Below are 22,985 nucleotides of genomic sequence, written 5' to 3'. Positions count from 1 at the left end.
CGGTCGTACCGTCGGCGCCGGCGTCGTAGCCAAAATCATCGAGTAATCACTCGACCGATTGAAAAAACCCCCGCTCAGCGGGGGTTTTTTTTATTGGGTTGACACTAAATTGGGGCGTCTATAGAATCACGCCTCCTTTTAGCGGGCGTAGTGCGTCCGTTGGGAACAGCCTGGAGTCTGAAATCCAATGCAAAATCAGCAAATCCGTATCAGGTTGAAGGCTTTCGACCATCGCCTGATCGACCAATCCACCCAGGAAATCGTGGAAACCGCGAAACGTACTGGTGCACAAGTGCGTGGTCCAATTCCACTGCCTACCCGCAAAGAGCGTTTCACCGTTCTGGTCTCCCCGCACGTCAACAAAGACGCGCGTGACCAGTACGAGATTCGTACTCATAAGCGTGTTCTGGACATCGTCCAGCCAACGGATAAAACCGTTGACGCGCTGATGAAGCTTGATCTGGCGGCAGGTGTGGAAGTACAGATCAGCCTCGGCTAAGACTTCGGTCTAGTCGTGTAACGCTCTGAAATGGGCGGCCATAGCGGGTGAAAGCCCCGTACACTCATGAGGTTTACAACATGACTATTGGTGTAATCGGTCGCAAATGCGGTATGACCCGCATTTTCACCGAAGAAGGTGTCTCCATTCCGGTCACGGTCATTGAGATCGAGCCGAATCGCGTCACCCAGTTCAAAACTGAAGAAACCGATGGCTACCGTGCAGTGCAAGTCACTGTCGGCGAGCGTCGTGCTTCGCGTGTGACTGCCGCTCAGGCAGGCCACTTCGCCAAGGCTAACGTTGCCGCTGGTCGCGGTGTTTGGGAGTTCCGTCTTGAAGAAGGCGATTTCCAGGCTGGCGATCTGATCAAAGCTGAACTCTTCACTGCAGGCCAGCTGGTAGACGTAACCGGTCAGTCCAAAGGTAAAGGCTTCGCCGGTACCATCAAGCGCTGGAACTTCCGTGGCCAGGACAACACCCACGGTAACTCCGTGTCGCACCGTGTCCCAGGTTCCATCGGCCAGTGCCAGACTCCTGGTCGTGTGTTCAAGGGCAAGAAAATGTCCGGTCACATGGGCGCCGAGCGCGTGACTGTTCAGTCCCTGGAAGTAGTTCGCGTAGACGCTGAACGCAACCTGCTGCTGGTCAAGGGTGCCGTTCCTGGCGCTACTGGCGGCGACGTGGTTGTACGTCCAGCTGTCAAGGCTCGCGGTTAAGGGGAAACTGACATGCAACTTAACGTAAATGACGCTCAGGCGATCGAAGTTTCCGAACTGACCTTCGGTGGCGAATTCAACGAGACGCTGGTTCACCAAGCAGTCGTGGCCTACATGGCCGGCGGCCGTCAGGGTACCAAGCAGCAGAAGACCCGTTCCGACGTGGCTGGTGGCGGTAAGCGCCCATGGCGTCAGAAGGGTACTGGCCGTGCTCGTGCTGGTACCACTCGTGGTCCGATCTGGCGTGGCGGTGGTGTTACCTTCGCAGCTCGCCCTCAAGATCACTCGCAGAAGCTCAACAAGAAGATGTACCGCGCAGCACTGCGCTCCATCCTCGCTGAGCTGGTGCGTAGCGACCGTCTGGTCGTGGTTCAGGACTTCGCTGTTGAAGCGCCGAAAACCAAAGATCTGCTGAACAAGCTGAACGGCATGGGTCTGAACGACGTTCTGATCGTTTCCGACGCTGTTGATCAGAACCTGTACCTGGCTGCTCGTAACCTGCCGCACGTCGATGTACGTGACGTTCAAGGTTCCGACCCGGTCAGTCTGATCGCATACGAGAAAGTGTTGATCACTGTCTCGGCCGTGAAGAAATTCGAGGAGCTGCTGGGATGAACCAGGAACGCGTATTCAAAGTCCTCCTTGGCCCGCACGTTTCCGAGAAGGCTACCGTTCTGGCTGAGAAAAAAGGCCAGTTCGTATTCAAGGTTGCTACCGATGCAACCAAGCTGGAAATCAAGAAAGCTGTCGAAGGCCTGTTCAACGTAAAAGTTGAAAACGTGTCGACTGTTAACGTTCTGGGTAAAACCAAGCGTACCGCACGTGGTCTGGGCAAGCGTAATGACTGGAAGAAGGCGATCGTCTCCCTTCAGCCAGGCCAAGATCTCGATTTCAGCAGCAGTGCTGAGTAAGGAAGGGGTGCATCATGGCAATCGTTAAATGCAAACCGACTTCCCCTGGCCGCCGTTTCGTGGTCAAGGTGGTCAACAAGGAGCTGCACAAAGGCGCTCCTCACGCACCGCTGCTCGAGAAGAAATCGAAGTCTGGTGGTCGTAACAACAATGGCCGTATTACCACTCGTCACGTTGGTGGTGGTCATAAGCAGCATTACCGTCTGGTCGACTTCCGTCGCAACGACAAAGATGGCATTCCAGCCACTGTCGAGCGTATCGAATACGATCCAAACCGTACTGCTCACATCGCCCTGCTGTGCTACGCAGACGGTGAGCGTCGTTACATCATCGCCCCTAAAGGCGTGAGCGCTGGCGACCAGCTGATCGCAGGTGCCCTGGCCCCAATCAAGGCCGGTAACTCCCTGCAGCTGCGCAACATCCCAGTAGGTAGCACCATTCACGGCGTCGAACTGAAGCCGGGTAAAGGTGCTCAGATCGCTCGTTCCGCTGGTGCTTCGGCTCAGCTGATCGCTCGTGACGGCGTTTACGTGACCCTGCGTCTGCGCTCCGGTGAGATGCGTAAAGTACTGGCTGAGTGCCGTGCGACCCTGGGCGAAGTCTCGAACTCCGAGCACAGCCTGCGCTCGCTGGGTAAAGCTGGTGCCAAACGCTGGCGCGGCGTTCGCCCAACCGTTCGTGGTGTTGCCATGAACCCGGTTGACCACCCACATGGTGGTGGTGAAGGTCGTACCTCCGGTGGTCGTCATCCGGTATCGCCATGGGGCTTCCCAACCAAGGGTGCTAAAACCCGCGGTAATAAGCGTACCGACAACATGATCGTCCGTCGTCGCAAGTAACTAGAGGGATACGACAGTGCCACGTTCTCTGAAAAAAGGTCCTTTTATCGATCTTCACCTGTTGAAGAAGGTCGAAGTGGCGGTGGAGAAGAACGATCGCAAACCAGTTAAAACCTGGTCGCGTCGCTCGATGATCCTGCCACAAATGGTCGGTCTGACCATCGCGGTTCACAACGGTCGCCAGCATGTCCCAGTTCTCGTGAACGAAGACATGGTCGGCCACAAACTGGGCGAGTTCGCCGGTACCCGCACCTATCGCGGGCACGTGGCTGACAAGAAAGCCAAGCGTTAAGGGGTAAGGAAATGGAAGTAGCCGCTAAGTTGTCGGGCGCTCGCATCTCCGCCCAGAAAGCCCGCTTGGTCGCCGACCAGATCCGCGGGAAGAAGGTGGGCGAAGCGCTCAACCTGTTGGCCTTCAGCAGCAAAAAAGCCGCTGAAATCATGAAGAAAGTCCTCGAGTCGGCCGTTGCCAACGCCGAACACAACGAAGGCGCAGACGTTGATGACCTGAAGGTCTCCACCGTCTTCGTCAACGAAGGGCGTTCGCTGAAGCGCATCATGCCACGTGCCAAAGGCCGTGCTGATCGCATCGTCAAGCGGTCTTGCCATATCACTGTCAAGGTTGCGGACAAGTAACGGAGTCGATCAGATGGGTCAGAAAGTACATCCCACTGGCATTCGCCTGGGAATCGTCAAGGAGCACACCTCCGTCTGGTACGCAGACGGTGCTACTTACGCAGATTACCTGTTGAAGGATCTGAAAACGCGTGAGTACCTCCAAGACAAACTAAAAAGCGCGTCCGTAAGCCGTATCGATATTCATCGTCCGGCTCAAACTGCACGCATCACCATCCACACCGCTCGTCCAGGTATCGTTATCGGGAAGAAAGGTGAAGATGTCGAGAAGCTGCGTCAGGACCTGACCAAGCAGATGGGTGTGCCTGTGCACATCAACATCGAAGAGATCCGCAAGCCGGAACTCGACGCTATGCTGGTTGCGCAGAGCGTAGCTCAGCAGCTGGAACGCCGCGTAATGTTCCGTCGCGCCATGAAGCGCGCCGTACAGAACGCCATGCGTATTGGTGCCAAGGGCATCAAGATCCAGGTGAGCGGTCGTCTCGGCGGTGCTGAGATTGCTCGTACCGAGTGGTATCGCGAAGGTCGTGTGCCCCTGCACACCCTGCGTGCCGATATCGACTACAACACCTACGAAGCTCACACCACTTACGGTGTGATCGGTGTGAAGGTTTGGATCTTCAAAGGCGAAGTTATTGGTGGTCGCCAAGAAGAACTGAAACCACAAGCACCAGCGCCTCGTAAAAAAGCTGCTAAGTAAGGGGTACGCCAAATGTTGCAACCAAAGCGTACAAAATTCCGCAAGCAGATGACTGGCCACAACCGTGGTCTGGCACTGCGCGGTAGCAAAGTCAGCTTCGGCGAATTCGCCCTGAAAGCTGTTGCTCGCGGTCGCCTCACCGCTCGCCAGATCGAGTCCGCACGTCGTGCGCTGACCCGTCACGTTAAGCGTGGCGGTAAGATCTGGATCCGTGTGTTCCCGGACAAGCCGATCTCCAAGAAGCCTCTCGAGGTTCGTATGGGTAAAGGTAAGGGCTCCGTGGAATACTGGGTTGCCCAGATCCAGCCAGGCAAAGTCCTGTACGAGATCGAGGGTGTTTCTGAAGAGCTGGCGCGCGAAGCTTTCGCCCTGGCTGCTGCAAAGCTGCCTCTCGCCACCTCCTTTGTTAAGCGGACGGTGATGTGATGAAAGCGAATGAACTTCGTGAAAAATCTGCACAGCAACTGAATGAGCAATTGCTCGGCTTGCTGCGCGACCAGTTCAATCTGCGTATGCAGAAAGCAACTGGCCAGTTGGGTCAGTCGCACCTGCTCTCGCAAGTTAAACGCGACATCGCTCGCGTGAAAACTGTGCTCAACCAGCAGGCAGGTAAGTGATCATGGCTGAAGCTGAAAAAACCGTCCGTACGCTGACTGGCCGTGTCGTCAGCGACAAAATGGACAAGACCATCACCGTTCTGATCGAGCGTCGCGTAAAGCACCCGATCTACGGTAAATACGTTAAGCGTTCGACTAAGCTGCACGCGCACGACGAATCCAACCAGTGCAAAATCGGCGACAAGGTTTCCATCCGTGAAACCCGTCCGCTGGCCAAGACCAAGTCCTGGGCACTGGTTGAAGTCCTCGAACGCGCTGTTGAAGTCTAAGGGCTAGGGGTCGGAGAAATTTTATGATTCAGACTCAATCCATGCTCGATGTGGCCGATAACAGCGGCGCTCGTCGCGTCATGTGCATCAAGGTACTCGGCGGTTCGCACCGCCGTTACGCCGGCATCGGTGACATCATCAAAGTAACCGTCAAGGAAGCAATTCCGCGCGGTAAGGTCAAAAAAGGCCAGGTGATGACCGCTGTTGTCGTCCGTACCCGTCACGGTGTACGTCGCGCTGACGGTTCCATCATTCGTTTCGACGGCAACGCTGCTGTTCTGCTGAACACCAAGCAAGAGCCGATCGGCACTCGCATCTTCGGGCCAGTGACCCGTGAACTTCGTACTGAGAAGTTCATGAAGATCGTCTCGCTCGCCCCTGAAGTGCTGTAAGGAGATCCGACATGCAAAAGATTCGTCGTGACGACGAGATCATCGTGATCGCCGGCAAAGACAAAGGTAAGCGCGGTAAGGTGCTGAAGGTTCTCGCTGATGACCGTCTGGTCATCGGTGGTGTGAACCTGGTTAAGCGTCATACCAAGCCTAACCCGATGGCGGGCGTTCAGGGCGGTATCGTCGAAAAAGAAGCGCCTCTGCACGCTTCCAACGTTGCCATCTTCAACGGCGAAACCAACAAGGCTGACCGCGTTGGTTTCAAAGTAGAAGACGGTAAGAAAATTCGTGTCTTCAAGTCGACCCAAAAAGCGGTTGATGCTTGAACACTGCTAGGTAGAAGACCATGGCACGACTGAAAGAGATTTACCGGAACGAAATCGCTCCCAAGCTTAAGGAAGAACTTAAGCTGTCGAACGTGATGGAAGTTCCACGCGTAACCAAGATCACCCTGAACATGGGTCTGGGCGAAGCCATCGGTGACAAAAAAGTCATCGAGCACGCTGTAGCCGACCTGGAAAAGATCACCGGTCAAAAGCCGGTCGTGACTTTCGCTCGTAAATCCATCGCGGGCTTCAAAGTCCGTGAAGGATGGCCGATCGGCGTCAAGGTGACCCTGCGTAGCGACAAGATGTACGAATTCCTGGACCGCCTGCTGGCGATCTCCCTGCCTCGGGTTCGCGACTTCCGCGGCCTGAATGCCAAGTCCTTCGATGGCCGTGGCAACTACAGCATGGGCGTGAAAGAGCAGATCATCTTCCCGGAAATCGATTACGACAAGATCGATGCTCTGCGCGGTTTGGACATCACCCTGACCACCACTGCTCGTTCGGACGACGAAGGCCGCGCTCTGCTGCGTGCTTTCAAGTTCCCGTTCCGCAACTGATTGGAGTAGGAAAATGGCCAAGAAGAGCATGAAAAACCGCGAGCTGAAGCGTCAGCTCACGGTAGCCAAGTTCGCTAAAAAGCGCGCTGAGCTGAAAGCGACCATCGTCAACGTGAACGCCTCTCCAGAAGAGCGTTTCGCTGCCGTAGTCGCTCTGCAGAAGCAACCGCGTGACGCTAGCGCTGCGCGCCTGCGCAACCGTTGCCGCCTGACCGGTCGTCCTCACGGTGTATACCGTAAGTTCGGCCTGGGCCGTAACATGCTGCGTCAAGCTGCAATGCGCGGCGACGTACCAGGTCTGGTCAAGGCCTCCTGGTAATCGCTGTCGGTGTGATCCCGACGGAAGGGGAGCAATCTTCCGACCGTCGGTGACCTCACCAAGAAACAAGCCCCTATATGGGGCTTGTTTCGTTTCTACCTTGTGTCTAGAATGACCGGCTCACCCGAGCCTGGGTTTTTTACCCTGCCCGCTCGGGTGGTTGTGATAGCCGCAAGGCTAATAATTCTTGTATCAGGAGCATCTAGCCCATGAGTATGCAGGACCCGTTAGCGGACATGCTAACTCGCATCCGTAATGCCCAGATGGCTGAAAAGTCCGTCGTAAGCATGCCTTCCTCTACCCTGAAGGTCGCGGTTGCCAAAGTTCTGAAAGACGAAGGTTACATCGCTGGCTACCAGGTTACTGGTGAGGCCAAGCCGTCCCTGTCGATCGAACTCAAGTACTTCGAAGGCCGTCCGGTCATCGAGGAACTGAAGCGTTCCAGCCGTCCTGGCCTGCGCCAGTACAAGTCCGTCACAGATCTGCCGAAAGTTCGTGGCGGCCTGGGCGTGTCTATCGTCTCCACCAACAAAGGTGTGATGACTGACCGCGCTGCGCGCGCTGCCGGTGTCGGCGGCGAAGTTCTGTGCACAGTGTTCTAAGGGGAGATAGGCATGTCTCGCGTCGCTAAGAACCCCGTTAAGCTGCCAGCAGGCGTCGAAGTAAAATTCGCCGGCCAGCAGCTTTCGGTGAAGGGTGCCAAAGGCGCTCTCGAACTGAACGTTCACTCGTCTGTTGAAGTTACCGAAGAGTCCGGCGAACTGCGTTTCGTCGCTCGCAACGGTGATCAGCAAGCTCGCGCCATGGCCGGTACTACCCGTGCTCTGGTCAACAACATGGTCCAAGGCGTAAGCCAAGGCTTCGAGCGCAAGCTCCAGCTGGTCGGTGTTGGTTACAAGGCACAGGCTAAAGGCACCGTCCTGAACCTGGCTCTGGGCTTCTCGCATCCAGTGGACTACGAACTGCCAGCCGGTATCACCGCTGAAACTCCTAGCCAGACCGACATCCTGATCAAGGGTATCGACAAGCAGCTGGTAGGTCAGGTGGCCGCTGAAATCCGCGACTTCCGTCCACCAGAGCCGTACAAAGGCAAGGGTGTGCGTTACGCGGACGAAGTAGTCCGTCGTAAAGAAGCCAAGAAGAAGTAGGGCCTAGCAAATGACCGACAAAAAAGTTACTCGACTGCGTCGCGCTCGCAAAGCACGTCTCAAGATGCACGAACTCGAAGTCGTGCGCCTGTGCGTGTTCCGCTCCTCGCAGCACATCTATGCCCAGGTCATTTCGGCCGACGGCAGCAAGGTTCTGGCAAGCGCCTCGACCTTGGACAAAGACCTGCGTGATGGCGCCACTGGCAACATCGACGCGGCCACTAAGGTTGGCAAGCTGGTAGCTGAGCGCGCGAAAGCCGCCGGTGTATCTCAAGTTGCCTTTGACCGTTCCGGCTTCAAGTACCATGGCCGCGTCAAAGCGCTGGCTGATGCTGCTCGTGAAGGCGGGCTGGAGTTCTAAGTTATGGCAAATAACGATCAAAAGCGCGACGAAGGCTACATCGAGAAGCTGGTTCAAGTTAACCGCGTAGCTAAAACCGTTAAAGGCGGCCGTATCTTCACCTTCACCGCGCTGACCGTGGTTGGTGATGGCAAGGGTCGCGTTGGCTTCGGCCGTGGCAAATCGCGCGAAGTACCTGCTGCGATCCAGAAAGCCATGGAAGCTGCTCGTCGCAACATGATCCAGGTTGACCTGAAGGGCACCACCCTGCAGTACGCCACCAAGGCTGCCCACGGCGCCTCGAAGGTTTACATGCAGCCTGCTTCGGAAGGTACCGGTATCATCGCCGGCGGCGCTATGCGTGCTGTCCTGGAAGTTGCTGGTGTTCAGAACGTCCTGGCCAAGTGCTACGGTTCGACCAACCCAGTGAACGTGGTTTACGCCACCTTCAAGGGTCTGAAAGCCATGCAATCTCCTGAGTCCATTGCTGCCAAGCGCGGCAAGAGCGTTGAGGAGATCTTCTGATCATGGCAACCGTAAAAGTAACGCTGATCAAGAGCGTCTCGGGCCGTATTCCTAACCACAAACTGTGCGTTAAGGGTCTGGGTCTGCGTCGCATCGGTCACACTGTAGAAGTCCAGGATACTCCCGAGAACCGCGGGATGATCAACAAGGCTTACTACATGCTGCGCGTCGAGGGTTAATCGATGAAACTCAATGATCTGAGTCCAGCGCCGGGTTCCCGTCGCGAAAAGCATCGTCCGGGTCGTGGTATCGGTAGCGGTCTGGGTAAGACCGGCGGCCGTGGCCACAAAGGTCAGACCTCCCGTTCGGGTGGTTCGATCGCTCCGGGCTTCGAAGGCGGTCAACAGCCGCTGCACCGTCGTCTGCCGAAATTCGGCTTCGTTTCCCTGAAAGCCATGGACCGCGCTGAAGTGCGTCTGTCCGAGCTGGCCAAGGTGGAAGGCGACGTGATCTCCGTGCAATCCTTGAAGGATGCCAACGTGATCAACCAGAACGTACAGCGTGTGAAAATCATGCTGTCTGGCGAAGTCACTCGCGCAGTCACCATCAAGGGTATCGCAGCCACCAAGGGTGCGCGTGCGGCTATCGAAGCAGCTGGCGGCAAGTTCGAGGAATAAATGGCTAAGCAAGGTGCTCTCTCTTCGCTCGGTAAGGGCGGGATGTCGGAACTCTGGGCTCGTCTGCGCTTTCTGTTCATGGCGATCATCGTCTATCGGATAGGTGCGCATATCCCGGTTCCAGGCATCAATCCGGACCGTCTGGCGGATCTGTTTCGGCAGAATGAGGGGACCATTCTTAGCTTGTTCAACATGTTTTCCGGTGGCGCGCTCGAGCGCATGAGCATCTTTGCACTGGGGATCATGCCGTACATCTCGGCATCGATCATCATGCAGCTGATGACGGCGGTCAGCCCGCAACTGGAGCAGTTGAAGAAGGAAGGTGAAGCTGGCCGTCGCAAGATCAGCCAGTACACCCGCTACGGCACCGTTATCCTGGCACTGGTACAAGCCATTGGCATGTCCATTGGCCTGGCCAACCAGGGCGTGGCGTTTTCTGTAGGCCTGGGCTTCCATGTCGTCGCCGTCTCCACCTTCGTGGCAGGCGCGATGTTCATGATGTGGCTGGGCGAGCAGATCACCGAGCGCGGTGTGGGCAACGGTATCTCGATGTTGATCTTCGCAGGTATCGTTGCCGGTCTTCCGAGAGCAATCGGGCAGTCTTTCGAGTCTGCGCGCACAGGCGATATCAACATTTTCGCCCTGGTCGCTATCGGTTTGCTGGCAGTAGCGATTATCGGTTTCGTGGTGTTCATTGAGCGTGGTCAGCGTCGTATCGCCGTTCACTACGCCAAGCGTCAGCAAGGCCGCAAGGTCTTCGCTGCGCAGACCAGCCACTTGCCGCTGAAGGTGAACATGGCGGGGGTTATCCCGGCCATTTTCGCGAGCAGCATTCTGCTGTTCCCGGCTTCGCTGGGTGCCTGGTTCGGTCAGTCCGAAGGTATGGGCTGGCTGCAGGACATCTCGCAGTCGATCGCTCCTGGTCAGCCGTTGAACATTCTGCTGTTTAGTGCAGGGATCATTTTCTTCTGCTTCTTCTACACAGCGTTGATGTTCAATCCGAAAGACGTAGCGGAAAACCTGAAGAAGTCCGGTGCCTTTATTCCGGGTATCCGTCCTGGTGAGCAGTCGGCGCGCTACATTGATGGCGTTCTGACCCGTTTGACCATGTTCGGTGCTCTTTACATGATGGCCGTCTGCCTTCTGCCCCAGTTCCTGGTGGTAGCAGCAAATGTGCCGTTCTACCTTGGCGGGACCTCGTTGCTGATTGTGGTAGTGGTTGTGATGGACTTCATGTCCCAAGTACAATCGCACCTCGTTTCGCACCAGTACGAATCCCTGATGAAGAAAGCCAACCTGAAAGGCTACGGTGGCAGCGGTCTGCTGCGCTGATACGCCCCTAAGGTTCGAGGAGTCGGTAATGAAAGTTCGTGCATCGGTGAAAAAGCTGTGCCGTAACTGCAAGATCATCCGTCGCGAAGGCGTCGTACGAGTGATCTGCAGCGCGGAACCGCGTCACAAACAGCGCCAAGGCTGAGTGTGATCTGCGCTTCAAACCCAGCAGCTAGTGTGCTGCTGGGTTGATTATTCGTTTCTACAGCGATATTATCTCGCGCCCTATTTCTTGGCTTCCGGGGCGTAGGTAGCTGTCAATTGGAGTCCCACTGAATGGCCCGTATTGCAGGCGTCAACATTCCAGATAACAAGCATACTGTTATCTCGCTGACCTACATCTATGGTGTCGGTCGCACAACTGCACAGAAGATCTGTGCAGACGCTGGTGTAAACCCAGCCGCAAAGATCAAGGATCTGAGCGACGAGCAAATCGAAACCCTGCGTGGCGAAGTCGCGAAGTTCACCACCGAAGGTGACCTGCGTCGTGACATCAACATGAAGATCAAGCGCTTGATGGACCTGGGTTGCTACCGCGGCCTGCGTCATCGTAAAGGTCTGCCGGTTCGCGGTCAGCGCACCAAGACCAACGCACGCACCCGTAAGGGCCCGCGTAAGCCGATCCGCAAGTAACCGCCCAGGAATATAGACATGGCAAAACCTGCTGCTCGTCCTCGTAAGAAAGTCAAAAAGACAGTGGTTGATGGCATCGCCCACATCCATGCGTCTTTCAACAACACCATCGTGACCATCACCGACCGTCAGGGCAATGCTTTGTCCTGGGCGACCTCCGGTGGTTCGGGTTTCCGTGGTTCGCGCAAATCCACCCCGTTCGCAGCACAGATCGCTGCTGAGCGTGCTGGTCAAGCTGCGCTGGAATACGGTCTGAAGAACCTCGACGTTAACGTCAAGGGTCCAGGTCCAGGTCGTGAGTCCGCCGTTCGTGCTTTGAACAGCTGTGGCTACAAGATCGCCAGCATCACCGACGTGACGCCAATCCCGCATAACGGGTGCCGTCCGCCGAAGAAGCGCCGCGTGTAATCAGGAGACAGAAGAATGGCACGTTACATTGGTCCAAAATGCAAACTGTCTCGTCGTGAAGGCACCGATCTGTTCCTGAAGAGCGGCGTTCGCGCTCTGGAATCGAAGTGCAACATCGAAGCAGCCCCAGGTATCCACGGCCAGCGCCGTGGCCGTCAGTCCGACTACGGTACCCAGCTGCGCGAGAAACAAAAAGTCCGTCGTATCTACGGTGTTCTGGAGCGTCAGTTCCGCGGTTACTACCAAGCTGCTGCCTCGAAAAAAGGCGCAACTGGTGAGAACCTGCTGCAACTGCTCGAGTGCCGTCTGGATAACGTCGTCTACCGTATGGGCTTCGGCTCGACTCGTTCCGAGTCCCGTCAGCTGGTTTCGCACAAAGCGATCAGCGTCAACGGTAAGACTGTAAACATTCCATCCTACCAAGTTCGTCCGGGTGACGTGGTCGCGGTTCGCGAGAAGTCGTCGAACCAGCTGCGCATTGTTCAAGCCCTTGAACTGTGCGCCCAGCGTGGCCGAGTTGAGTGGGTAGACGTAGATGCTGCTAAAAAGTCGGGCGTTTTCAAGAACGTTCCTGCTCGCGGCGACCTGTCTGCCGACATCAACGAAAACCTGATTGTCGAGCTCTACTCCAAGTAAGGGCTAGAAAATAGGTGCATCCATGCAGATTTCGGTAAATGAGTTCCTGACTCCCCGCCATATTGATGTGCAGGTAGTCAGTCCGACCCGCGCCAAGATCACGCTCGAGCCTCTCGAGCGTGGTTTCGGCCATACCCTGGGCAACGCGCTGCGCCGCATCCTGTTGTCCTCCATGCCTGGCTGTGCAGTAGTCGAGGCCGAGATCGATGGCGTACTCCATGAGTACTCCGCGATCGAAGGTGTACAGGAAGATGTCATTGAAATCCTGTTGAACCTGAAAGGCCTGGCTATCAAGCTGCACGGTCGTGACGAAGTTACGCTGACCTTGTCGAAAAAGGGTTCGGGGGTGGTTACCGCTGCCGATATTCAGCTGGATCACGATGTCGAGATCGTCAACCCCGATCACGTAATCGCGAACCTGGCGTCGAATGGCGCCCTGAACATGAAGCTCACTGTAGCTCGTGGTCGCGGTTACGAGCCGGCCGACTCCCGTCAGACCGACGAAGACGAAAGCCGTAGCATTGGCCGTCTGCAGTTGGACGCTTCGTTCAGCCCGGTGCGTCGTATCGCCTATGTGGTCGAAAACGCCCGTGTTGAACAGCGTACCAACTTGGACAAGCTGGTCATTGATCTGGAAACCAACGGCACCCTGGATCCTGAAGAGGCTATCCGCCGCGCTGCGACCATCCTGCAACAGCAGTTGGCCGCGTTCGTCGACCTCAAAGGTGACAGCGAGCCTGTCGTAGTCGAGCAGGAAGACGAGATCGATCCGATCCTGCTGCGTCCGGTTGACGACCTGGAACTGACTGTACGTTCGGCCAACTGCCTCAAGGCGGAGAACATCTACTACATCGGCGACCTGATTCAGCGTACCGAAGTAGAGCTGTTGAAGACTCCTAACCTGGGCAAGAAGTCCCTGACTGAAATCAAGGACGTCCTGGCCTCTCGTGGTCTGTCTCTCGGCATGCGCCTCGACAACTGGCCGCCTGCAAGTCTTAAGAAAGACGACAAGGCGACCGCCTGATCGTCGTAATCACCGAACGTAGTGTTTGGTAAGGAATGAATCATGCGTCATCGTAAAAGTGGACGTCACCTGAGCCGTACCAGCTCTCACCGCAAGGCTATGTTCCAGAACATGGCAGTGTCGTTGATCGAGCACGAGCTGATCAAAACCACCCTGCCGAAAGCCAAGGAACTGCGCCGCGTTGCCGAGCCGCTGATCACCCTGGCCAAGGAAGACAGCGTTGCTAACCGTCGTCTGGCCTTCGACCGTACCCGTTCGAAGTCCGCTGTTGGCAAACTGTTCAACGACCTGGGCAAGCGTTACGCCACCCGTCAGGGCGGCTACCTGCGCATCCTGAAGTGCGGTTTCCGCGCTGGCGACAACGCGCCTATGGCGTACGTCGAGCTGGTTGATCGTCCGGTCGGCGGTGCTGTAGAAGCTGCTGAGTAAGACGTTCTGTCTGCTACAAAGAACCGGGCCTAGTGCCCGGTTTTTTGTGCCTGCATGTATTGTTTGTTTCTATTGATGTGAATCAATCAATGAATTTGTCCTTGTAACGTACCTGCTCAATACTCTCCTTCAAGCCGTTTAGTCCGGCGCTTGAAGACCGTTAAGGAGAGCCCATGAGCAAGATACTCACCACCGCCAGCGGTGCACCTGTTGCAGACAACCAGAATTCCCGTTCTGCCGGCCCACGCGGCCCGTTGCTGCTCGACGACTTCCACCTGATCGAGAAGCTCGCCCACTTCAACCGCGAGAACATCCCTGAGCGACGCGTCCACGCCAAGGGTTCGGGTGCTTACGGCACCTTCACTGTCACCCGCGACATTACCGGCTACACCAGTGCCAAGCTTTTCGCACAGGTTGGCAAGCAGACCGAGACCTTCCTGCGTTTCTCCACGGTCGGTGGCGAGCGCGGTTCGGCAGACACCGAGCGCGACCCGCGTGGTTTTGCAGTGAAGTTCTATACCGAGGAAGGCAACTGGGACATCGTCGGTAACAACACGCCGGTGTTTTTCATCCGTGACCCGCTGAAGTTCCCGGACTTTATCCACACCCAGAAGCGTCACCCGCAAAGCAACCTGAAGAATGCCCAGATGATGTGGGATTTCTGGTCGCACTCTCCCGAGGCATTGCATCAGGTCACCATCCTGTTCTCCGACCGGGGTATCCCGGATGGTTACCGTCACATGCACGGCTTCGGCAGCCACACCTACAGCCTGATCAATGCGCAAGGCGAGCGCACCTGGGTGAAGTGGCACTTCAAGACCCAGCAGGGCATCAGGAATCTGGCTCCGACAGAGGCGGCGCGCCTGGCAGGCAGCGACCCGGACTACGCCCAGCGTGACCTGTTCGAGGCCATCGAGCGCCGTGATTTTCCACGTTGGTCCGTCTGCATCCAGGTGATGAGTGAAGCCGAGGCCGCCAGCCGCGACGAAAACCCGTTCGACGTGACCAAGACCTGGTCGCAAAAAGACTATCCACTGATCGAAGTGGGCGTGCTGGAGCTCAATCGCAACCCGCTCAACTACTTCGCCGAAGTCGAGCAAGCTGCATTCGGCCCGAGCAACATGGTGCCCGGTGTAGGCCTGTCGCCAGACCGCATGCTGCAAGGTCGCGTATTCGCCTATGCAGACGCGCATCGCTACCGGGTGGGCACCAACCATCAGCAGTTGCCCGTCAACTCCCCGCGTTGCCCGGTAAACAGCTACCAGCGTGACGGTTCGATGGCCACCGGCAGCTATGGCAGCGCGCCGAACTACGAGCCCAACAGCTACACCGATGCACCGAAACAGTCGCCTCGCCACGCCGAGCCAGCGTTGGCCCTCAATGGCTCGGCCGACCGTTATGACCACCGCGAGGACGATGATTACTACAGCCATGCCGGTGCACTGTTCCGCCTGATGAGTGATGAGCAGAAAGCCCTGCTGATCAACAACATCGCCGGTGCCATGGCGGGTGTCAGCGAAGAGGTGATCCAGCGGCAGCTGCAGTACTTCTTCAAGGCGGACCCGGCCTACGGCGAAGGTATCGCCAAGGCCCTGGGGCTGATTCTCGCCTAACTCGAAGTGATAAGGAGAACCGCCCTCATTTGGGCGGTTTTTCAATGAATATCACTACTGTTTAACCGATTTTTTGCTTCTAATTGCGCGTTTTTCAGTGACCCTGACGAAAAGCTGGTTCACACTATGTGGTATTCAAGTTTCCACACGGAGAAGCAGGGCGATGCAAGGTCACCCGGACGTAATCAACTACCTCGTCACGTTGCTGAAGGGCGAACTGGCAGCACGCGACCAGTACTTCATTCACTCGCGCATGTACGAAGACTGGGGCCTGTCCAAGCTCTACGAGCGTATCAACCACGAGATGGAAGAAGAGACGCAGCACGCCGATGCGCTGATGCGCCGTATCCTCATGCTCGAAGGCACCCCGGACATGCGCGCCGATGACCTGGAAGTGGGCAGCACCGTGCCGGAAATGATCGAGGCCGACCTCAAGCTCGAGTACAAGGTGCGCGCCGCGCTGTGCAAAGGCATCGAACTGTGCGAACTGCACAAGGACTACATCAGCCGCGACATCCTGCGCGCGCAGTTGGCCGATACCGAAGAAGATCATACCTACTGGCTGGAGAAGCAGCAGGGCCTGATCAAGGTCATCGGCCTGGAGAACTACCTGCAGTCGCAGATGTAAGTTATCCACAGACCACAAAAAAGCCCCTGGCACCCACGGTACCAGGGGCTTTTTTCATCCACAGGCGGGTCAGGCCCGGTCACGCTCCAGCAACGGCTTGAGGTAATGCCCGGTGTAGGACTGTTTCATCCTGGTCAGTTCTTCCGGGGTGCCGCAGGCGATGATCTGCCCACCTTTGGAGCCACCTTCCGGCCCCAGGTCCACCAACCAGTCGGCCGTCTTGATCACGTCCAGGTTGTGCTCGATCACCACCACGGTATTGCCGTGGTCGCGCAGACGGTGCAGCACATCGAGCAGTTGCTGGATATCGGCGAAGTGCAGCCCGGTGGTCGGTTCGTCGAGGATATACAGCGTCTTGCCGGTATCGCGCTTGGACAGCTCCCGCGAAAGCTTGACCCGCTGCGCCTCGCCACCGGACAAAGTGGTCGCCGACTGCCCCAGCTTGATGTACGAAAGACCTACATCCATCAGGGTCTGCAGCTTGCGCGCCAGGGCCGGTACCGCATCGAAGAACCCACGGGCATCTTCGATGGTCATTTCCAGCACCTCGTGGATGTTCTTGCCCTTGTACTTGATCTCCAGGGTTTCACGGTTGTAGCGCTTGCTCTTGCAGACGTCGCACGGCACGTAGATGTCCGGCAGGAAGTGCATCTCCACCTTGATCAGCCCGTCGCCCTGGCAGGCCTCGCAGCGCCCGCCCTTGACGTTGAAGGAGAAGCGACCCGGGCCATAACCACGCGAGCGCGATTCCGGCACGCCGGAGAACAGTTCGCGGATCGGGGTGAAGATACCGGTGTAGGTTGCCGGGTTCGAGCGCGGCGTGCGGCCGATCGGGCTCTGGTCGATATCGACCACCTTGTCCAGGTGCTGCAGGCCGTCCATGCTGCTGTGCGCGGCGGCTTCCAGGGTGCTTGCGCCGTTCAGCGCAGTGGCTGCCAGCGGGAACAGGGTGTTGTTGATCAGCGTCGACTTGCCCGAGCCGGACACACCGGTCACGCAGGTCAGCAGGCCGATCGGAATCTCCAGGTCGACGTTCTGCAAGTTGTTGCCACGGGCGCCCTTGAGCTTGAGTTGCAGCTTCTTGTCGCGCGGCGTGCGCTTGGCCGGCACGACGATCTTCTTGCGCCCCGACAGGTACTTGCCGGTCAGCGAGTCAGGGTGGTCCATGACCTCCTGCGGCGTACCCTCGGCCACGATCTGGCCACCATGCACACCAGCACCCGGGCCGATGTCCACGACGTAGTCGGCCAGACGAATGGCATCCTCGTCGTGCTCGACCACGATCACCGTATTGCCCAGGTCGCGCAGGTGATTAAGGGTGGCCAGCAAGCGGTCGTTGTCCCGTTGATGAAGGCCGATGGACGGTTCATCGAGGATGTACATGACCCCCACCAGGCCGGCGCCGATCTGGCTGGCCAGGCGGATACGCTGGGCTTCGCCGCCCGACAGGGTATCGGCGCTGCGGTCGAGGGTGAGGTAGTCGAGGCCGACATTGACCAGGAACTGCAAACGCTCGCAGATTTCCTTGAGGATCTTCGCGGCGATTTCGCCACGGCGGCCGGTCAGCGTCAGCGCGCCGAAATAGTTGCTGGCCTCACCGATGGGCAGGTTGGTGACCGCCGGCAGGGTCTTTTCGCCTACCCACACATGCCGTGCCTCACGGCGCAGGCGGGTGCCGCGGCAGTCGGGGCAGGGCTGGGTGCCAAGAAACTTGGCCAGCTCTTCGCGCACGGTGGCGGACTCGGTCTCGCGGTAGCGGCGCTCAAGGTTCGGCACGATCCCTTCGAACGGGTGCGAGCGCTTGACGATGTCGCCCCGGTCGTTGAGGTACTTGAAGTCGACGGTCTGCTTGCCGCTGCCTTGCAAAATCACCTTCTGGTGCTCGGCCGACAGTTCGCCGAAGGGCTCCTCAAGGCTGAAGCCGTAGTGCGTGGCGAGCGAACCGAGCATCTGGAAGTAATAGACGTTGCGCCTGTCCCAGCCACGGATCGCACCCTCGGCCAAGGTCAGCTCACTGTTGACCAGGCGCTTGGTGTCGAAGAACTGCTTCACGCCCAGCCCATCACAGGTCGGGCAGGCGCCAGCTGGGTTGTTGAAGGAGAACAGCTTGGGTTCCAGCTCGCTGATGGCATGGCCGCAGATCGGGCAAGCGAAGCGTGCGGAGAAAATCGTCTCTTCGCCTTCTTCGTCATCCATCGGTGCCACCAGGGCAATGCCGTCGGCCAGCTTGAGCGCGGTTTCGAACGATTCGGCCAGGCGCTGCTGCAGGTCGGCGCGCACCTTGAAGCGGTCCACCACCACGTCGATGCTGTGCTTTTTCTGCTTGTCCAGCTTGGGCAGTTCGTCGAGCTCATAGAGCTTGCCGTTGACCCGCGCCCGTACGAAGCCCTGGGCGCGCAGCTCGTCGAACACGGCCAGGTGCTCACCTTTGCGCTCGCGGATTACCGGTGCCAGCAACATCAGCTTGCTGCCTTCCGGGCGCTCCAGCACCAGGTCGACCATCTGGCTGATCGTTTGCGCCTCCAGCGGAATGTCATGGTCCGGGCAGCGTGGGGAGCCTACGCGCGCATAGAGCAAGCGCAGGTAGTCGTAGATCTCGGTGATGGTGCCAACCGTCGAACGCGGGTTGTGCGAGGTCGACTTCTGCTCGATGGAAATGGCCGGCGACAAGCCTTCGATAGTGTCGACGTCAGGTTTTTCCATCATCGACAGAAATTGCCGGGCATAGGCCGACAGCGATTCCACATAGCGGCGCTGGCCTTCGGCGTACAGCGTGTCGAAGGCAAGCGACGACTTGCCGGACCCGGACAGGCCGGTGATCACGATCAGCTTGTCGCGTGGCAGGGTCAGGTCGATGTTCTTAAGGTTGTGGGTACGCGCCCCACGAATCAGGATCTTGTCCACTGCGGCCTCGCTTGGCGGGCATAAACAAGGAAGTATACGGCGCCCTGCCAGTACGCGGCAAAGCGTCGCGTAGATGCCGTCAAGCTGTCGGACTGATAGAATCGCCGCCGGTTCACACGAGGTTAATCCATGCACGACACCCACAACGAGCGCATGAGTGGCAGCGAAACCCGCGCCGCTGGCGGCCTGGCCCTGGTCTTTGCCTTTCGTATGCTGGGCATGTTCATGGTCTTGCCGGTGCTGGCCACCTACGGCATGGACCTGGCCGGCGCCACGCCTGCGCTGATCGGCCTGGCCATTGGCGCCTACGGCCTGACCCAGGCGGTTCTGCAGATCCCGTTCGGGATGATTTCCGACCGCATCGGCCGTCGCCCGGTGATCTACCTGGGGTTGGTGATCTTCGCCCTTGGCAGCGTGCTGGCGGCCCAGGCCGATTCCATCTGGGGGGTGATCGCCGGGCGTATCCTGCAGGGCGCCGGGGCGATTTCCGCCGCGGTGATGGCGCTGCTTTCCGATCTCACCCGCGAGCAGCACCGAACCAAGGCCATGGCCATGATCGGCATGAGCATCGGCCTGTCGTTCGCGGTTGCGATGGTGGTCGGCCCATTGTTGACTCGCGCCTTTGGCTTGTCAGGTTTGTTCCTGGCCACGGCAGGACTTGCCCTGGTTGGCATGGCCCTGATCGCCTTCGTCGTGCCCAACACCCACAGCACCTTGCAGCACCGCGAATCGGGCGTGGCACGCCAGGCCCTCGGCCCGACCCTGCGCCATCCGGACCTTCTGCGCCTGGACGTAGGTATCTTCGTGCTCCACGCGATCCTCATGGCCAGCTTCGTCGCACTGCCGCTGGCGCTCGTCGAGCGCGGCGGCCTGCCGAAGGAGGAGCACTGGTGGGTATACCTGACCGCGCTGTTCGTCTCATTTTTTGCAATGGTCCCGTTCATCATCTACGGCGAGAAAAAGCGCAAGATGAAACGCGTGTTGGCCGGTGCGGTCAGTGTGCTGCTACTCACGGAGATATACTTCTGGGAGTGGGCTGACGGTTTGCGCGGACTGGTGATTGGCACCGTGGTATTCTTTACCGCATTCAACTTGCTGGAGGCATCGCTGCCTTCGCTGGTGAGCAAGGTGTCACCTGCTGGTGGCAAGGGGACGGCGATGGGGGTGTACTCCACCAGCCAGTTCCTCGGTGCCGCGTTAGGCGGAATCCTCGGTGGCTGGTTGTTCCAGCATGGCGGACTGAGCACAGTGTTCCTCGGTTGCGCGGTGTTGTGTGCCATCTGGCTGATCGTGGCCTTGCGCATGAACGAGCCGCCCTATGTGACCAGCCTGCGCATGCCGCTGACGCCTGAAGCAGTCCGGGAAGCCGGGCTGACCGAACGCCTGATGGCTGTGCCGGGTGTGACCGACGCTGTGGTGGTGGCAGAAGAGGCCGCCATCTATATCAAACTGGATACGAAAATTTTGGACCGTGCGACCCTCGAGCGTCTGGTGAACCCAGCCTCTTCGGCGTGCGAAGCCTAGGAGAACGTTATGGCCCGTGGGGTTAACAAAGTCATTCTGGTCGGCACCTGTGGCCAGGATCCCGAAGTCCGCTACCTGCCCAACGGTAACGCCGTGACCAACCTGAGCCTGGCTACCAGCGAGCAGTGGACTGACAAGCAGTCGGGCCAGAAGGTCGAGCGTACCGAGTGGCACCGTGTGTCGCTGTTCGGCAAGGTTGCCGAAATCGCCGGCGAATACCTGCGCAAGGGTTCGCAGGTGTACATCGAAGGCAAGCTGCAGACCCGCGAGTGGGAAAAAGACGGCATCAAGCGCTACACCACTGAAATCATCGTCGACATGCAGGGCACCATGCAGCTGCTCGGCGGCCGTCCGCAGAACCAGCAAGGTGGCGGCGACCAATACAACCAGGGTGGTGGTAACAACTACAACCAGGGTGGCCAGCAGCAACAGTACAACCAGGCTCCTCAGCGCCAGCAGGCCCCGCGCCCGCAACAGGCCCAGCAGCGCCCAGCGCCGCAGCAGCCTGCGCCACAGCCAGCGGCTGACTTTGACAGCTTCGATGACGATATTCCGTTCTGATCAGAGCGGTAGGGCGTCACGCTAGACCAAAAACCCAGGGCATTGGCCCTGGGTTTTTTTATGCGAGTGAATCATCACGGTGGGAGTGGCAGTCAGGCATCGCCATCCAGTGCCGCCTGGGCAAACGCCGCATCCAGCTCCGGCGTTGCGCCGCTGATGCCGATGCCGCCGATATGCCGGCCATTCGCATCCATGATGGGCAGGCCGCCCCCCAACAGGGTGAAGCCTGGGAGAGACGCATAGGGGTTTGCTGGAAGTGCGGCACTTCGTTCTGCGAGCGAGCTGGAGGAAAGCGGGAAGCGGGCCGAGGTCGAGGCCTTGAGCTGCGCGACCTTGATGCTGCCACTGCTGGTGCCGTCCATGCGGTGGAAGTGTTTGAGGTTGCCATGGTTGTCGACGATGCTGATGACGATGGTATGGCCCTGGGAACGGGCAGCGCGCTCGGCGGCGGCGGCCATTGTGCGGGCGGCTTCGGCGGTGATGGGGGAGGGAGTGTCGGCTTGTGAGGTTGGTGCCAATAACAGCGAGCACATGAAAAGGCTGGCACGGATGTGGTTCGAGTTCATGCGAGCATTACCCCTGAGGACTGTTCGGCCGGGCAACCTAGCAGGCGGTTGTCGCTCAAGGATGTAGTCCGTTTCCGAAAATGAAGTCCGATAGGTGTGTTGCTGCGGAGGGCCCTTTCGCGGGACAAGCCCGCTCCCACAGGTTCACCGCAGGCCTGAAGGTTGCGGTGAACCTGTGGGAGCGGGCTTGTCCCGCGAAGAGGCCCTCGAGGTCAATGGAGCCGGTTCTTGGCCATTTCGATATCGTTCATCAACGCCTTGGCCAAAACGCTCAGGTAGTCCGCTGCACCGAGCAACTTGTGGTCATCCTCCACGTCGCCCTCGCGCACCAGGTGCTTGATATAACCCAGTAGCACCGAGACATGCTCGTAAGCATCGTCGATCGGAATACCAGGCTGCACACGCAGCAGGCCTACTGGCGGGAAGCCCGCATCAAGGAAAGTCTCCACGCCGACGGTGGTAAGGATCTTGGGTTTATCCGTCAAAGCGTCACCCCTCCACCTGTTGGCCAAACAGCCGAGTGTGCACATGCTCCACCAGCGTGTAGGCGATCTCGCTGGCATGCATCGCATTGCTCAGCATGCTCAGGCCGTGTTCGCCTGCGCGTGAGCGGCAGTGCTCGTCGAGGGTTTCGATGACGCCACGTAGCAGCTCGCTGGCGTGGGCCAGGGCGTCGGGTGGGTACATGTCGGATTGGACGGTGAAGAATGGGGTGGTGATAGGTTTGCGGCGTGGAGGATCGGGGACGATCTTCTTCATGGCAGTTAACTCTTGTTCGGCTTAAGGAAACCGCCACCTGAATCTTTCTCACGGATTGTGGGTGGCAGCCGTGCGCGGGGTGAGAAACCGAGGAACAAGAGCAAAAACTCGGCCAGGCCGAAGCCTGCCCGCGCACGACCGCCATAACGACGGAGCTGTTGTGTCAGTCGGGTTCTCACACCCGATCGCCGAAGCGACCCGAGAACGTTATCCGTGAGGCATTTCCCCGACAACAGCGAAACTTCAGCAGCGCTCGTAGGATAATTCCCAAACTAGCGAATCCTGAAGCATTTGGTTGCAGGTTCAGAAAAATCTTACGGCTGATCGCTGGCGGGCATGCAGGTGCTCGCCATGAAAGTTTTAGCGCCTATGAGATCGAGCGCCGCCCGCGCGGCGCATCGCGAGCAAGCTCGCTCCTACATTTGTTGCAATGTGCCTATGTCTGACAGGGCATGGTTGCCTGCCTTGTCGGCACCGCGAGATTTTTCGGCTGACGCTGCTGGCGCCCCTGCAGTCTCGAGACATGCACCAAAGCTAACAACCATGGCCTGACA

The 22,985-nt window shown here is 58.2% G+C and carries 36 protein-coding genes; 32 read left to right on the top strand and 4 right to left on the bottom strand.

Annotated features, from left to right (window positions below; genetic code table 11):
• The first annotated feature begins 187 nt into the window (after window positions 1-187).
• From rpsJ to bfr, 30 genes are all read left to right on the top strand, one after another.
• On the top strand, window positions 188-499 hold the full coding sequence (gene rpsJ / locus PMI38_RS01665) for a 30S ribosomal protein S10 (RefSeq protein ID WP_003186070.1): 312 nt from the start codon (window positions 188-190) through the stop codon (window positions 497-499).
• Window positions 500-579: 80 nt separating this feature from the next.
• Window positions 580-1,215 carry a 50S ribosomal protein L3 gene (gene rplC, locus PMI38_RS01660; RefSeq protein ID WP_003257089.1) on the top strand — a complete coding sequence of 212 codons (636 nt, stop codon included), beginning with the start codon at window positions 580-582 and terminating at the stop codon, window positions 1,213-1,215.
• Window positions 1,216-1,227: 12 nt separating this feature from the next.
• Window positions 1,228-1,830, top strand: a complete 603-nt coding sequence (gene rplD, locus PMI38_RS01655; protein WP_008089819.1) for a 50S ribosomal protein L4 — start codon at window positions 1,228-1,230, stop codon at window positions 1,828-1,830.
• The gene (gene rplW / locus PMI38_RS01650; protein ID WP_003255484.1) at window positions 1,827-2,126 is read left to right on the top strand and encodes a 50S ribosomal protein L23; all 300 of its coding nucleotides are present in this window, start codon (window positions 1,827-1,829) and stop codon (window positions 2,124-2,126) included. The genes rplD and rplW overlap by 4 nt, the downstream gene beginning before the upstream one ends.
• A gap of 14 nt (window positions 2,127-2,140) precedes the next feature.
• On the top strand, window positions 2,141-2,965 hold the full coding sequence (gene rplB, locus PMI38_RS01645) for a 50S ribosomal protein L2 (RefSeq protein WP_008089816.1): 825 nt from the start codon (window positions 2,141-2,143) through the stop codon (window positions 2,963-2,965).
• Window positions 2,966-2,981: 16 nt separating this feature from the next.
• On the top strand, window positions 2,982-3,257 hold the full coding sequence (gene rpsS, locus PMI38_RS01640) for a 30S ribosomal protein S19 (protein WP_003255482.1): 276 nt from the start codon (window positions 2,982-2,984) through the stop codon (window positions 3,255-3,257).
• A gap of 11 nt (window positions 3,258-3,268) precedes the next feature.
• The gene (gene rplV, locus PMI38_RS01635; protein WP_003103908.1) at window positions 3,269-3,601 is read left to right on the top strand and encodes a 50S ribosomal protein L22; all 333 of its coding nucleotides are present in this window, start codon (window positions 3,269-3,271) and stop codon (window positions 3,599-3,601) included.
• Between the two features lie 13 nt (window positions 3,602-3,614).
• Window positions 3,615-4,301 (top strand): 30S ribosomal protein S3, encoded by a 687-nt coding sequence (gene rpsC / locus PMI38_RS01630; protein ID WP_003255481.1) that lies wholly within the window; start codon window positions 3,615-3,617, stop codon window positions 4,299-4,301.
• A 12-nt stretch (window positions 4,302-4,313) separates the two neighbouring features.
• Window positions 4,314-4,727, top strand: a complete 414-nt coding sequence (rplP, locus tag PMI38_RS01625) for a 50S ribosomal protein L16 (RefSeq protein ID WP_003255479.1) — start codon at window positions 4,314-4,316, stop codon at window positions 4,725-4,727.
• Window positions 4,727-4,918: a 50S ribosomal protein L29 gene (gene rpmC, locus PMI38_RS01620; RefSeq protein WP_002555481.1), complete on the top strand. Its 192-nt coding sequence runs from the start codon at window positions 4,727-4,729 to the stop codon at window positions 4,916-4,918. The genes rplP and rpmC overlap by 1 nt, the downstream gene beginning before the upstream one ends.
• 2 nt (window positions 4,919-4,920) lie before the next feature.
• Window positions 4,921-5,187, top strand: coding sequence for a 30S ribosomal protein S17 (gene rpsQ, locus PMI38_RS01615; RefSeq protein ID WP_008089812.1), 267 nt, complete (start codon window positions 4,921-4,923; stop codon window positions 5,185-5,187).
• A 23-nt stretch (window positions 5,188-5,210) separates the two neighbouring features.
• Window positions 5,211-5,579: a 50S ribosomal protein L14 gene (gene rplN / locus PMI38_RS01610; RefSeq protein WP_008089810.1), complete on the top strand. Its 369-nt coding sequence runs from the start codon at window positions 5,211-5,213 to the stop codon at window positions 5,577-5,579.
• 11 nt (window positions 5,580-5,590) lie between these two features.
• Entirely contained in the window at window positions 5,591-5,905 is a 315-nt protein-coding gene (gene rplX, locus PMI38_RS01605; protein WP_003255476.1) for a 50S ribosomal protein L24, read from the top strand.
• A gap of 20 nt (window positions 5,906-5,925) precedes the next feature.
• Window positions 5,926-6,465, top strand: a complete 540-nt coding sequence (gene rplE / locus PMI38_RS01600; RefSeq protein WP_003255474.1) for a 50S ribosomal protein L5 — start codon at window positions 5,926-5,928, stop codon at window positions 6,463-6,465.
• Window positions 6,466-6,478: 13 nt separating this feature from the next.
• Window positions 6,479-6,784: a 30S ribosomal protein S14 gene (rpsN, locus tag PMI38_RS01595; protein WP_008089807.1), complete on the top strand. Its 306-nt coding sequence runs from the start codon at window positions 6,479-6,481 to the stop codon at window positions 6,782-6,784.
• Window positions 6,785-6,993: 209 nt separating this feature from the next.
• Window positions 6,994-7,386, top strand: coding sequence for a 30S ribosomal protein S8 (rpsH, locus tag PMI38_RS01590; RefSeq protein ID WP_008089805.1), 393 nt, complete (start codon window positions 6,994-6,996; stop codon window positions 7,384-7,386).
• A 12-nt stretch (window positions 7,387-7,398) separates the two neighbouring features.
• Window positions 7,399-7,932, top strand: a complete 534-nt coding sequence (gene rplF, locus PMI38_RS01585; RefSeq protein WP_008089803.1) for a 50S ribosomal protein L6 — start codon at window positions 7,399-7,401, stop codon at window positions 7,930-7,932.
• Between the two features lie 10 nt (window positions 7,933-7,942).
• Window positions 7,943-8,293 carry a 50S ribosomal protein L18 gene (rplR, locus tag PMI38_RS01580; protein ID WP_008089801.1) on the top strand — a complete coding sequence of 117 codons (351 nt, stop codon included), beginning with the start codon at window positions 7,943-7,945 and terminating at the stop codon, window positions 8,291-8,293.
• Between the two features lie 3 nt (window positions 8,294-8,296).
• Window positions 8,297-8,797, top strand: coding sequence for a 30S ribosomal protein S5 (rpsE, locus tag PMI38_RS01575; protein ID WP_003255465.1), 501 nt, complete (start codon window positions 8,297-8,299; stop codon window positions 8,795-8,797).
• Between the two features lie 2 nt (window positions 8,798-8,799).
• Window positions 8,800-8,976, top strand: a complete 177-nt coding sequence (gene rpmD, locus PMI38_RS01570) for a 50S ribosomal protein L30 (RefSeq protein ID WP_008089798.1) — start codon at window positions 8,800-8,802, stop codon at window positions 8,974-8,976.
• 3 nt (window positions 8,977-8,979) lie between these two features.
• Window positions 8,980-9,414, top strand: coding sequence for a 50S ribosomal protein L15 (rplO, locus tag PMI38_RS01565; RefSeq protein ID WP_008089796.1), 435 nt, complete (start codon window positions 8,980-8,982; stop codon window positions 9,412-9,414).
• Window positions 9,415-10,746, top strand: coding sequence for a preprotein translocase subunit SecY (gene secY / locus PMI38_RS01560; RefSeq protein ID WP_003257108.1), 1,332 nt, complete (start codon window positions 9,415-9,417; stop codon window positions 10,744-10,746).
• Window positions 10,747-10,774: 28 nt separating this feature from the next.
• A complete protein-coding gene (gene rpmJ / locus PMI38_RS01555) occupies window positions 10,775-10,891 on the top strand; it encodes a 50S ribosomal protein L36 (RefSeq protein WP_002555468.1) in 117 nt (38 codons plus the stop codon).
• Window positions 10,892-11,022: 131 nt separating this feature from the next.
• A complete protein-coding gene (rpsM, locus tag PMI38_RS01550; protein WP_003255457.1) occupies window positions 11,023-11,379 on the top strand; it encodes a 30S ribosomal protein S13 in 357 nt (118 codons plus the stop codon).
• Between the two features lie 18 nt (window positions 11,380-11,397).
• A complete protein-coding gene (gene rpsK / locus PMI38_RS01545) occupies window positions 11,398-11,787 on the top strand; it encodes a 30S ribosomal protein S11 (RefSeq protein ID WP_003255454.1) in 390 nt (129 codons plus the stop codon).
• Window positions 11,788-11,802: 15 nt separating this feature from the next.
• A complete protein-coding gene (rpsD, locus tag PMI38_RS01540) occupies window positions 11,803-12,423 on the top strand; it encodes a 30S ribosomal protein S4 (RefSeq protein WP_008089778.1) in 621 nt (206 codons plus the stop codon).
• 22 nt (window positions 12,424-12,445) lie between these two features.
• Window positions 12,446-13,447 (top strand): DNA-directed RNA polymerase subunit alpha, encoded by a 1,002-nt coding sequence (locus PMI38_RS01535; protein ID WP_003255452.1) that lies wholly within the window; start codon window positions 12,446-12,448, stop codon window positions 13,445-13,447.
• Between the two features lie 42 nt (window positions 13,448-13,489).
• Window positions 13,490-13,876 carry a 50S ribosomal protein L17 gene (gene rplQ, locus PMI38_RS01530; protein WP_003255451.1) on the top strand — a complete coding sequence of 129 codons (387 nt, stop codon included), beginning with the start codon at window positions 13,490-13,492 and terminating at the stop codon, window positions 13,874-13,876.
• A gap of 173 nt (window positions 13,877-14,049) precedes the next feature.
• A complete protein-coding gene (locus PMI38_RS01525; protein WP_008089768.1) occupies window positions 14,050-15,489 on the top strand; it encodes a catalase in 1,440 nt (479 codons plus the stop codon).
• A gap of 163 nt (window positions 15,490-15,652) precedes the next feature.
• Window positions 15,653-16,117: a bacterioferritin gene (gene bfr / locus PMI38_RS01520; RefSeq protein ID WP_008089766.1), complete on the top strand. Its 465-nt coding sequence runs from the start codon at window positions 15,653-15,655 to the stop codon at window positions 16,115-16,117.
• A 69-nt stretch (window positions 16,118-16,186) separates the two neighbouring features.
• Here bfr and uvrA read toward each other — a convergent pair whose 3' ends face one another.
• Entirely contained in the window at window positions 16,187-19,021 is a 2,835-nt protein-coding gene (uvrA, locus tag PMI38_RS01515) for an excinuclease ABC subunit UvrA (protein WP_008089764.1), read from the bottom strand.
• A gap of 129 nt (window positions 19,022-19,150) precedes the next feature.
• Here uvrA and PMI38_RS01510 point away from each other — a divergent pair, with 129 nt between their 5' ends.
• Window positions 19,151-20,545 carry an MFS transporter gene (locus PMI38_RS01510; RefSeq protein ID WP_008089762.1) on the top strand — a complete coding sequence of 465 codons (1,395 nt, stop codon included), beginning with the start codon at window positions 19,151-19,153 and terminating at the stop codon, window positions 20,543-20,545.
• A gap of 9 nt (window positions 20,546-20,554) precedes the next feature.
• Window positions 20,555-21,106 (top strand): single-stranded DNA-binding protein, encoded by a 552-nt coding sequence (locus tag PMI38_RS01505; protein ID WP_008089760.1) that lies wholly within the window; start codon window positions 20,555-20,557, stop codon window positions 21,104-21,106.
• 92 nt (window positions 21,107-21,198) lie between these two features.
• Here PMI38_RS01505 and PMI38_RS01500 read toward each other — a convergent pair whose 3' ends face one another.
• The 3 genes from PMI38_RS01500 to PMI38_RS01490 all read right to left on the bottom strand — a co-directional run bounded on the left by PMI38_RS01500 (window position 21,199) and on the right by PMI38_RS01490 (window position 22,431).
• Entirely contained in the window at window positions 21,199-21,639 is a 441-nt protein-coding gene (locus PMI38_RS01500; RefSeq protein ID WP_274517610.1) for a GlcG/HbpS family heme-binding protein, read from the bottom strand.
• A gap of 245 nt (window positions 21,640-21,884) precedes the next feature.
• Window positions 21,885-22,157 (bottom strand): DUF3077 domain-containing protein, encoded by a 273-nt coding sequence (locus PMI38_RS01495; protein ID WP_008089755.1) that lies wholly within the window; start codon window positions 22,155-22,157, stop codon window positions 21,885-21,887.
• Between the two features lie 4 nt (window positions 22,158-22,161).
• On the bottom strand, window positions 22,162-22,431 hold the full coding sequence (locus PMI38_RS01490; protein WP_008089753.1) for a hypothetical protein: 270 nt from the start codon (window positions 22,429-22,431) through the stop codon (window positions 22,162-22,164).
• Window positions 22,432-22,985 lie beyond the last annotated feature (554 nt).

It is taken from the genome of Pseudomonas sp. GM84 (genome assembly GCF_000282535.1).
Taxonomy (GTDB): Bacteria; Pseudomonadota; Gammaproteobacteria; order Pseudomonadales; family Pseudomonadaceae; genus Aquipseudomonas.
This window is presented reverse-complemented; position numbering and strand designations above follow the sequence as displayed.

Bases quoted from the DNA above. Each gene is read 5' to 3' on its own strand.
- rplD (WP_008089819.1), top strand. From the start codon at position 1,228: ATGCAACTTAACGTAAATGACGCTCAGGCGATCGAAGTTTCCGAACTG.
- rplV (WP_003103908.1), top strand. From the start codon at position 3,269: ATGGAAGTAGCCGCTAAGTTGTCGGGCGCTCGCATCTCCGCCCAGAAA.
- PMI38_RS01490 (WP_008089753.1), bottom strand. From the start codon at position 22,431: ATGAAGAAGATCGTCCCCGATCCTCCACGCCGCAAACCTATCACCACC.
- rplE (WP_003255474.1), top strand. From the start codon at position 5,926: ATGGCACGACTGAAAGAGATTTACCGGAACGAAATCGCTCCCAAGCTT.
- rplO (WP_008089796.1), top strand. From the start codon at position 8,980: ATGAAACTCAATGATCTGAGTCCAGCGCCGGGTTCCCGTCGCGAAAAG.
- rpsD (WP_008089778.1), top strand. From the start codon at position 11,803: ATGGCACGTTACATTGGTCCAAAATGCAAACTGTCTCGTCGTGAAGGC.
- rplC (WP_003257089.1), top strand. From the start codon at position 580: ATGACTATTGGTGTAATCGGTCGCAAATGCGGTATGACCCGCATTTTC.
- rpsE (WP_003255465.1), top strand. From the start codon at position 8,297: ATGGCAAATAACGATCAAAAGCGCGACGAAGGCTACATCGAGAAGCTG.
- PMI38_RS01500 (WP_274517610.1), bottom strand. From the start codon at position 21,639: ATGTGCTCGCTGTTATTGGCACCAACCTCACAAGCCGACACTCCCTCC.
- rpsN (WP_008089807.1), top strand. From the start codon at position 6,479: ATGGCCAAGAAGAGCATGAAAAACCGCGAGCTGAAGCGTCAGCTCACG.
- bfr (WP_008089766.1), top strand. From the start codon at position 15,653: ATGCAAGGTCACCCGGACGTAATCAACTACCTCGTCACGTTGCTGAAG.
- rplX (WP_003255476.1), top strand. From the start codon at position 5,591: ATGCAAAAGATTCGTCGTGACGACGAGATCATCGTGATCGCCGGCAAA.
- rpsJ (WP_003186070.1), top strand. From the start codon at position 188: ATGCAAAATCAGCAAATCCGTATCAGGTTGAAGGCTTTCGACCATCGC.
- PMI38_RS01525 (WP_008089768.1), top strand. From the start codon at position 14,050: ATGAGCAAGATACTCACCACCGCCAGCGGTGCACCTGTTGCAGACAAC.
- rpmD (WP_008089798.1), top strand. From the start codon at position 8,800: ATGGCAACCGTAAAAGTAACGCTGATCAAGAGCGTCTCGGGCCGTATT.
- rplQ (WP_003255451.1), top strand. From the start codon at position 13,490: ATGCGTCATCGTAAAAGTGGACGTCACCTGAGCCGTACCAGCTCTCAC.
- secY (WP_003257108.1), top strand. From the start codon at position 9,415: ATGGCTAAGCAAGGTGCTCTCTCTTCGCTCGGTAAGGGCGGGATGTCG.
- rpsC (WP_003255481.1), top strand. From the start codon at position 3,615: ATGGGTCAGAAAGTACATCCCACTGGCATTCGCCTGGGAATCGTCAAG.
- rplF (WP_008089803.1), top strand. From the start codon at position 7,399: ATGTCTCGCGTCGCTAAGAACCCCGTTAAGCTGCCAGCAGGCGTCGAA.
- rplB (WP_008089816.1), top strand. From the start codon at position 2,141: ATGGCAATCGTTAAATGCAAACCGACTTCCCCTGGCCGCCGTTTCGTG.
- rplW (WP_003255484.1), top strand. From the start codon at position 1,827: ATGAACCAGGAACGCGTATTCAAAGTCCTCCTTGGCCCGCACGTTTCC.
- PMI38_RS01510 (WP_008089762.1), top strand. From the start codon at position 19,151: ATGCACGACACCCACAACGAGCGCATGAGTGGCAGCGAAACCCGCGCC.
- PMI38_RS01535 (WP_003255452.1), top strand. From the start codon at position 12,446: ATGCAGATTTCGGTAAATGAGTTCCTGACTCCCCGCCATATTGATGTG.
- rpsM (WP_003255457.1), top strand. From the start codon at position 11,023: ATGGCCCGTATTGCAGGCGTCAACATTCCAGATAACAAGCATACTGTT.
- rpmJ (WP_002555468.1), top strand. From the start codon at position 10,775: ATGAAAGTTCGTGCATCGGTGAAAAAGCTGTGCCGTAACTGCAAGATC.
- rpsH (WP_008089805.1), top strand. From the start codon at position 6,994: ATGAGTATGCAGGACCCGTTAGCGGACATGCTAACTCGCATCCGTAAT.
- rpsQ (WP_008089812.1), top strand. From the start codon at position 4,921: ATGGCTGAAGCTGAAAAAACCGTCCGTACGCTGACTGGCCGTGTCGTC.
- rplP (WP_003255479.1), top strand. From the start codon at position 4,314: ATGTTGCAACCAAAGCGTACAAAATTCCGCAAGCAGATGACTGGCCAC.
- PMI38_RS01505 (WP_008089760.1), top strand. From the start codon at position 20,555: ATGGCCCGTGGGGTTAACAAAGTCATTCTGGTCGGCACCTGTGGCCAG.
- rplN (WP_008089810.1), top strand. From the start codon at position 5,211: ATGATTCAGACTCAATCCATGCTCGATGTGGCCGATAACAGCGGCGCT.
- rpsK (WP_003255454.1), top strand. From the start codon at position 11,398: ATGGCAAAACCTGCTGCTCGTCCTCGTAAGAAAGTCAAAAAGACAGTG.
- rplR (WP_008089801.1), top strand. From the start codon at position 7,943: ATGACCGACAAAAAAGTTACTCGACTGCGTCGCGCTCGCAAAGCACGT.
- rpmC (WP_002555481.1), top strand. From the start codon at position 4,727: ATGAAAGCGAATGAACTTCGTGAAAAATCTGCACAGCAACTGAATGAG.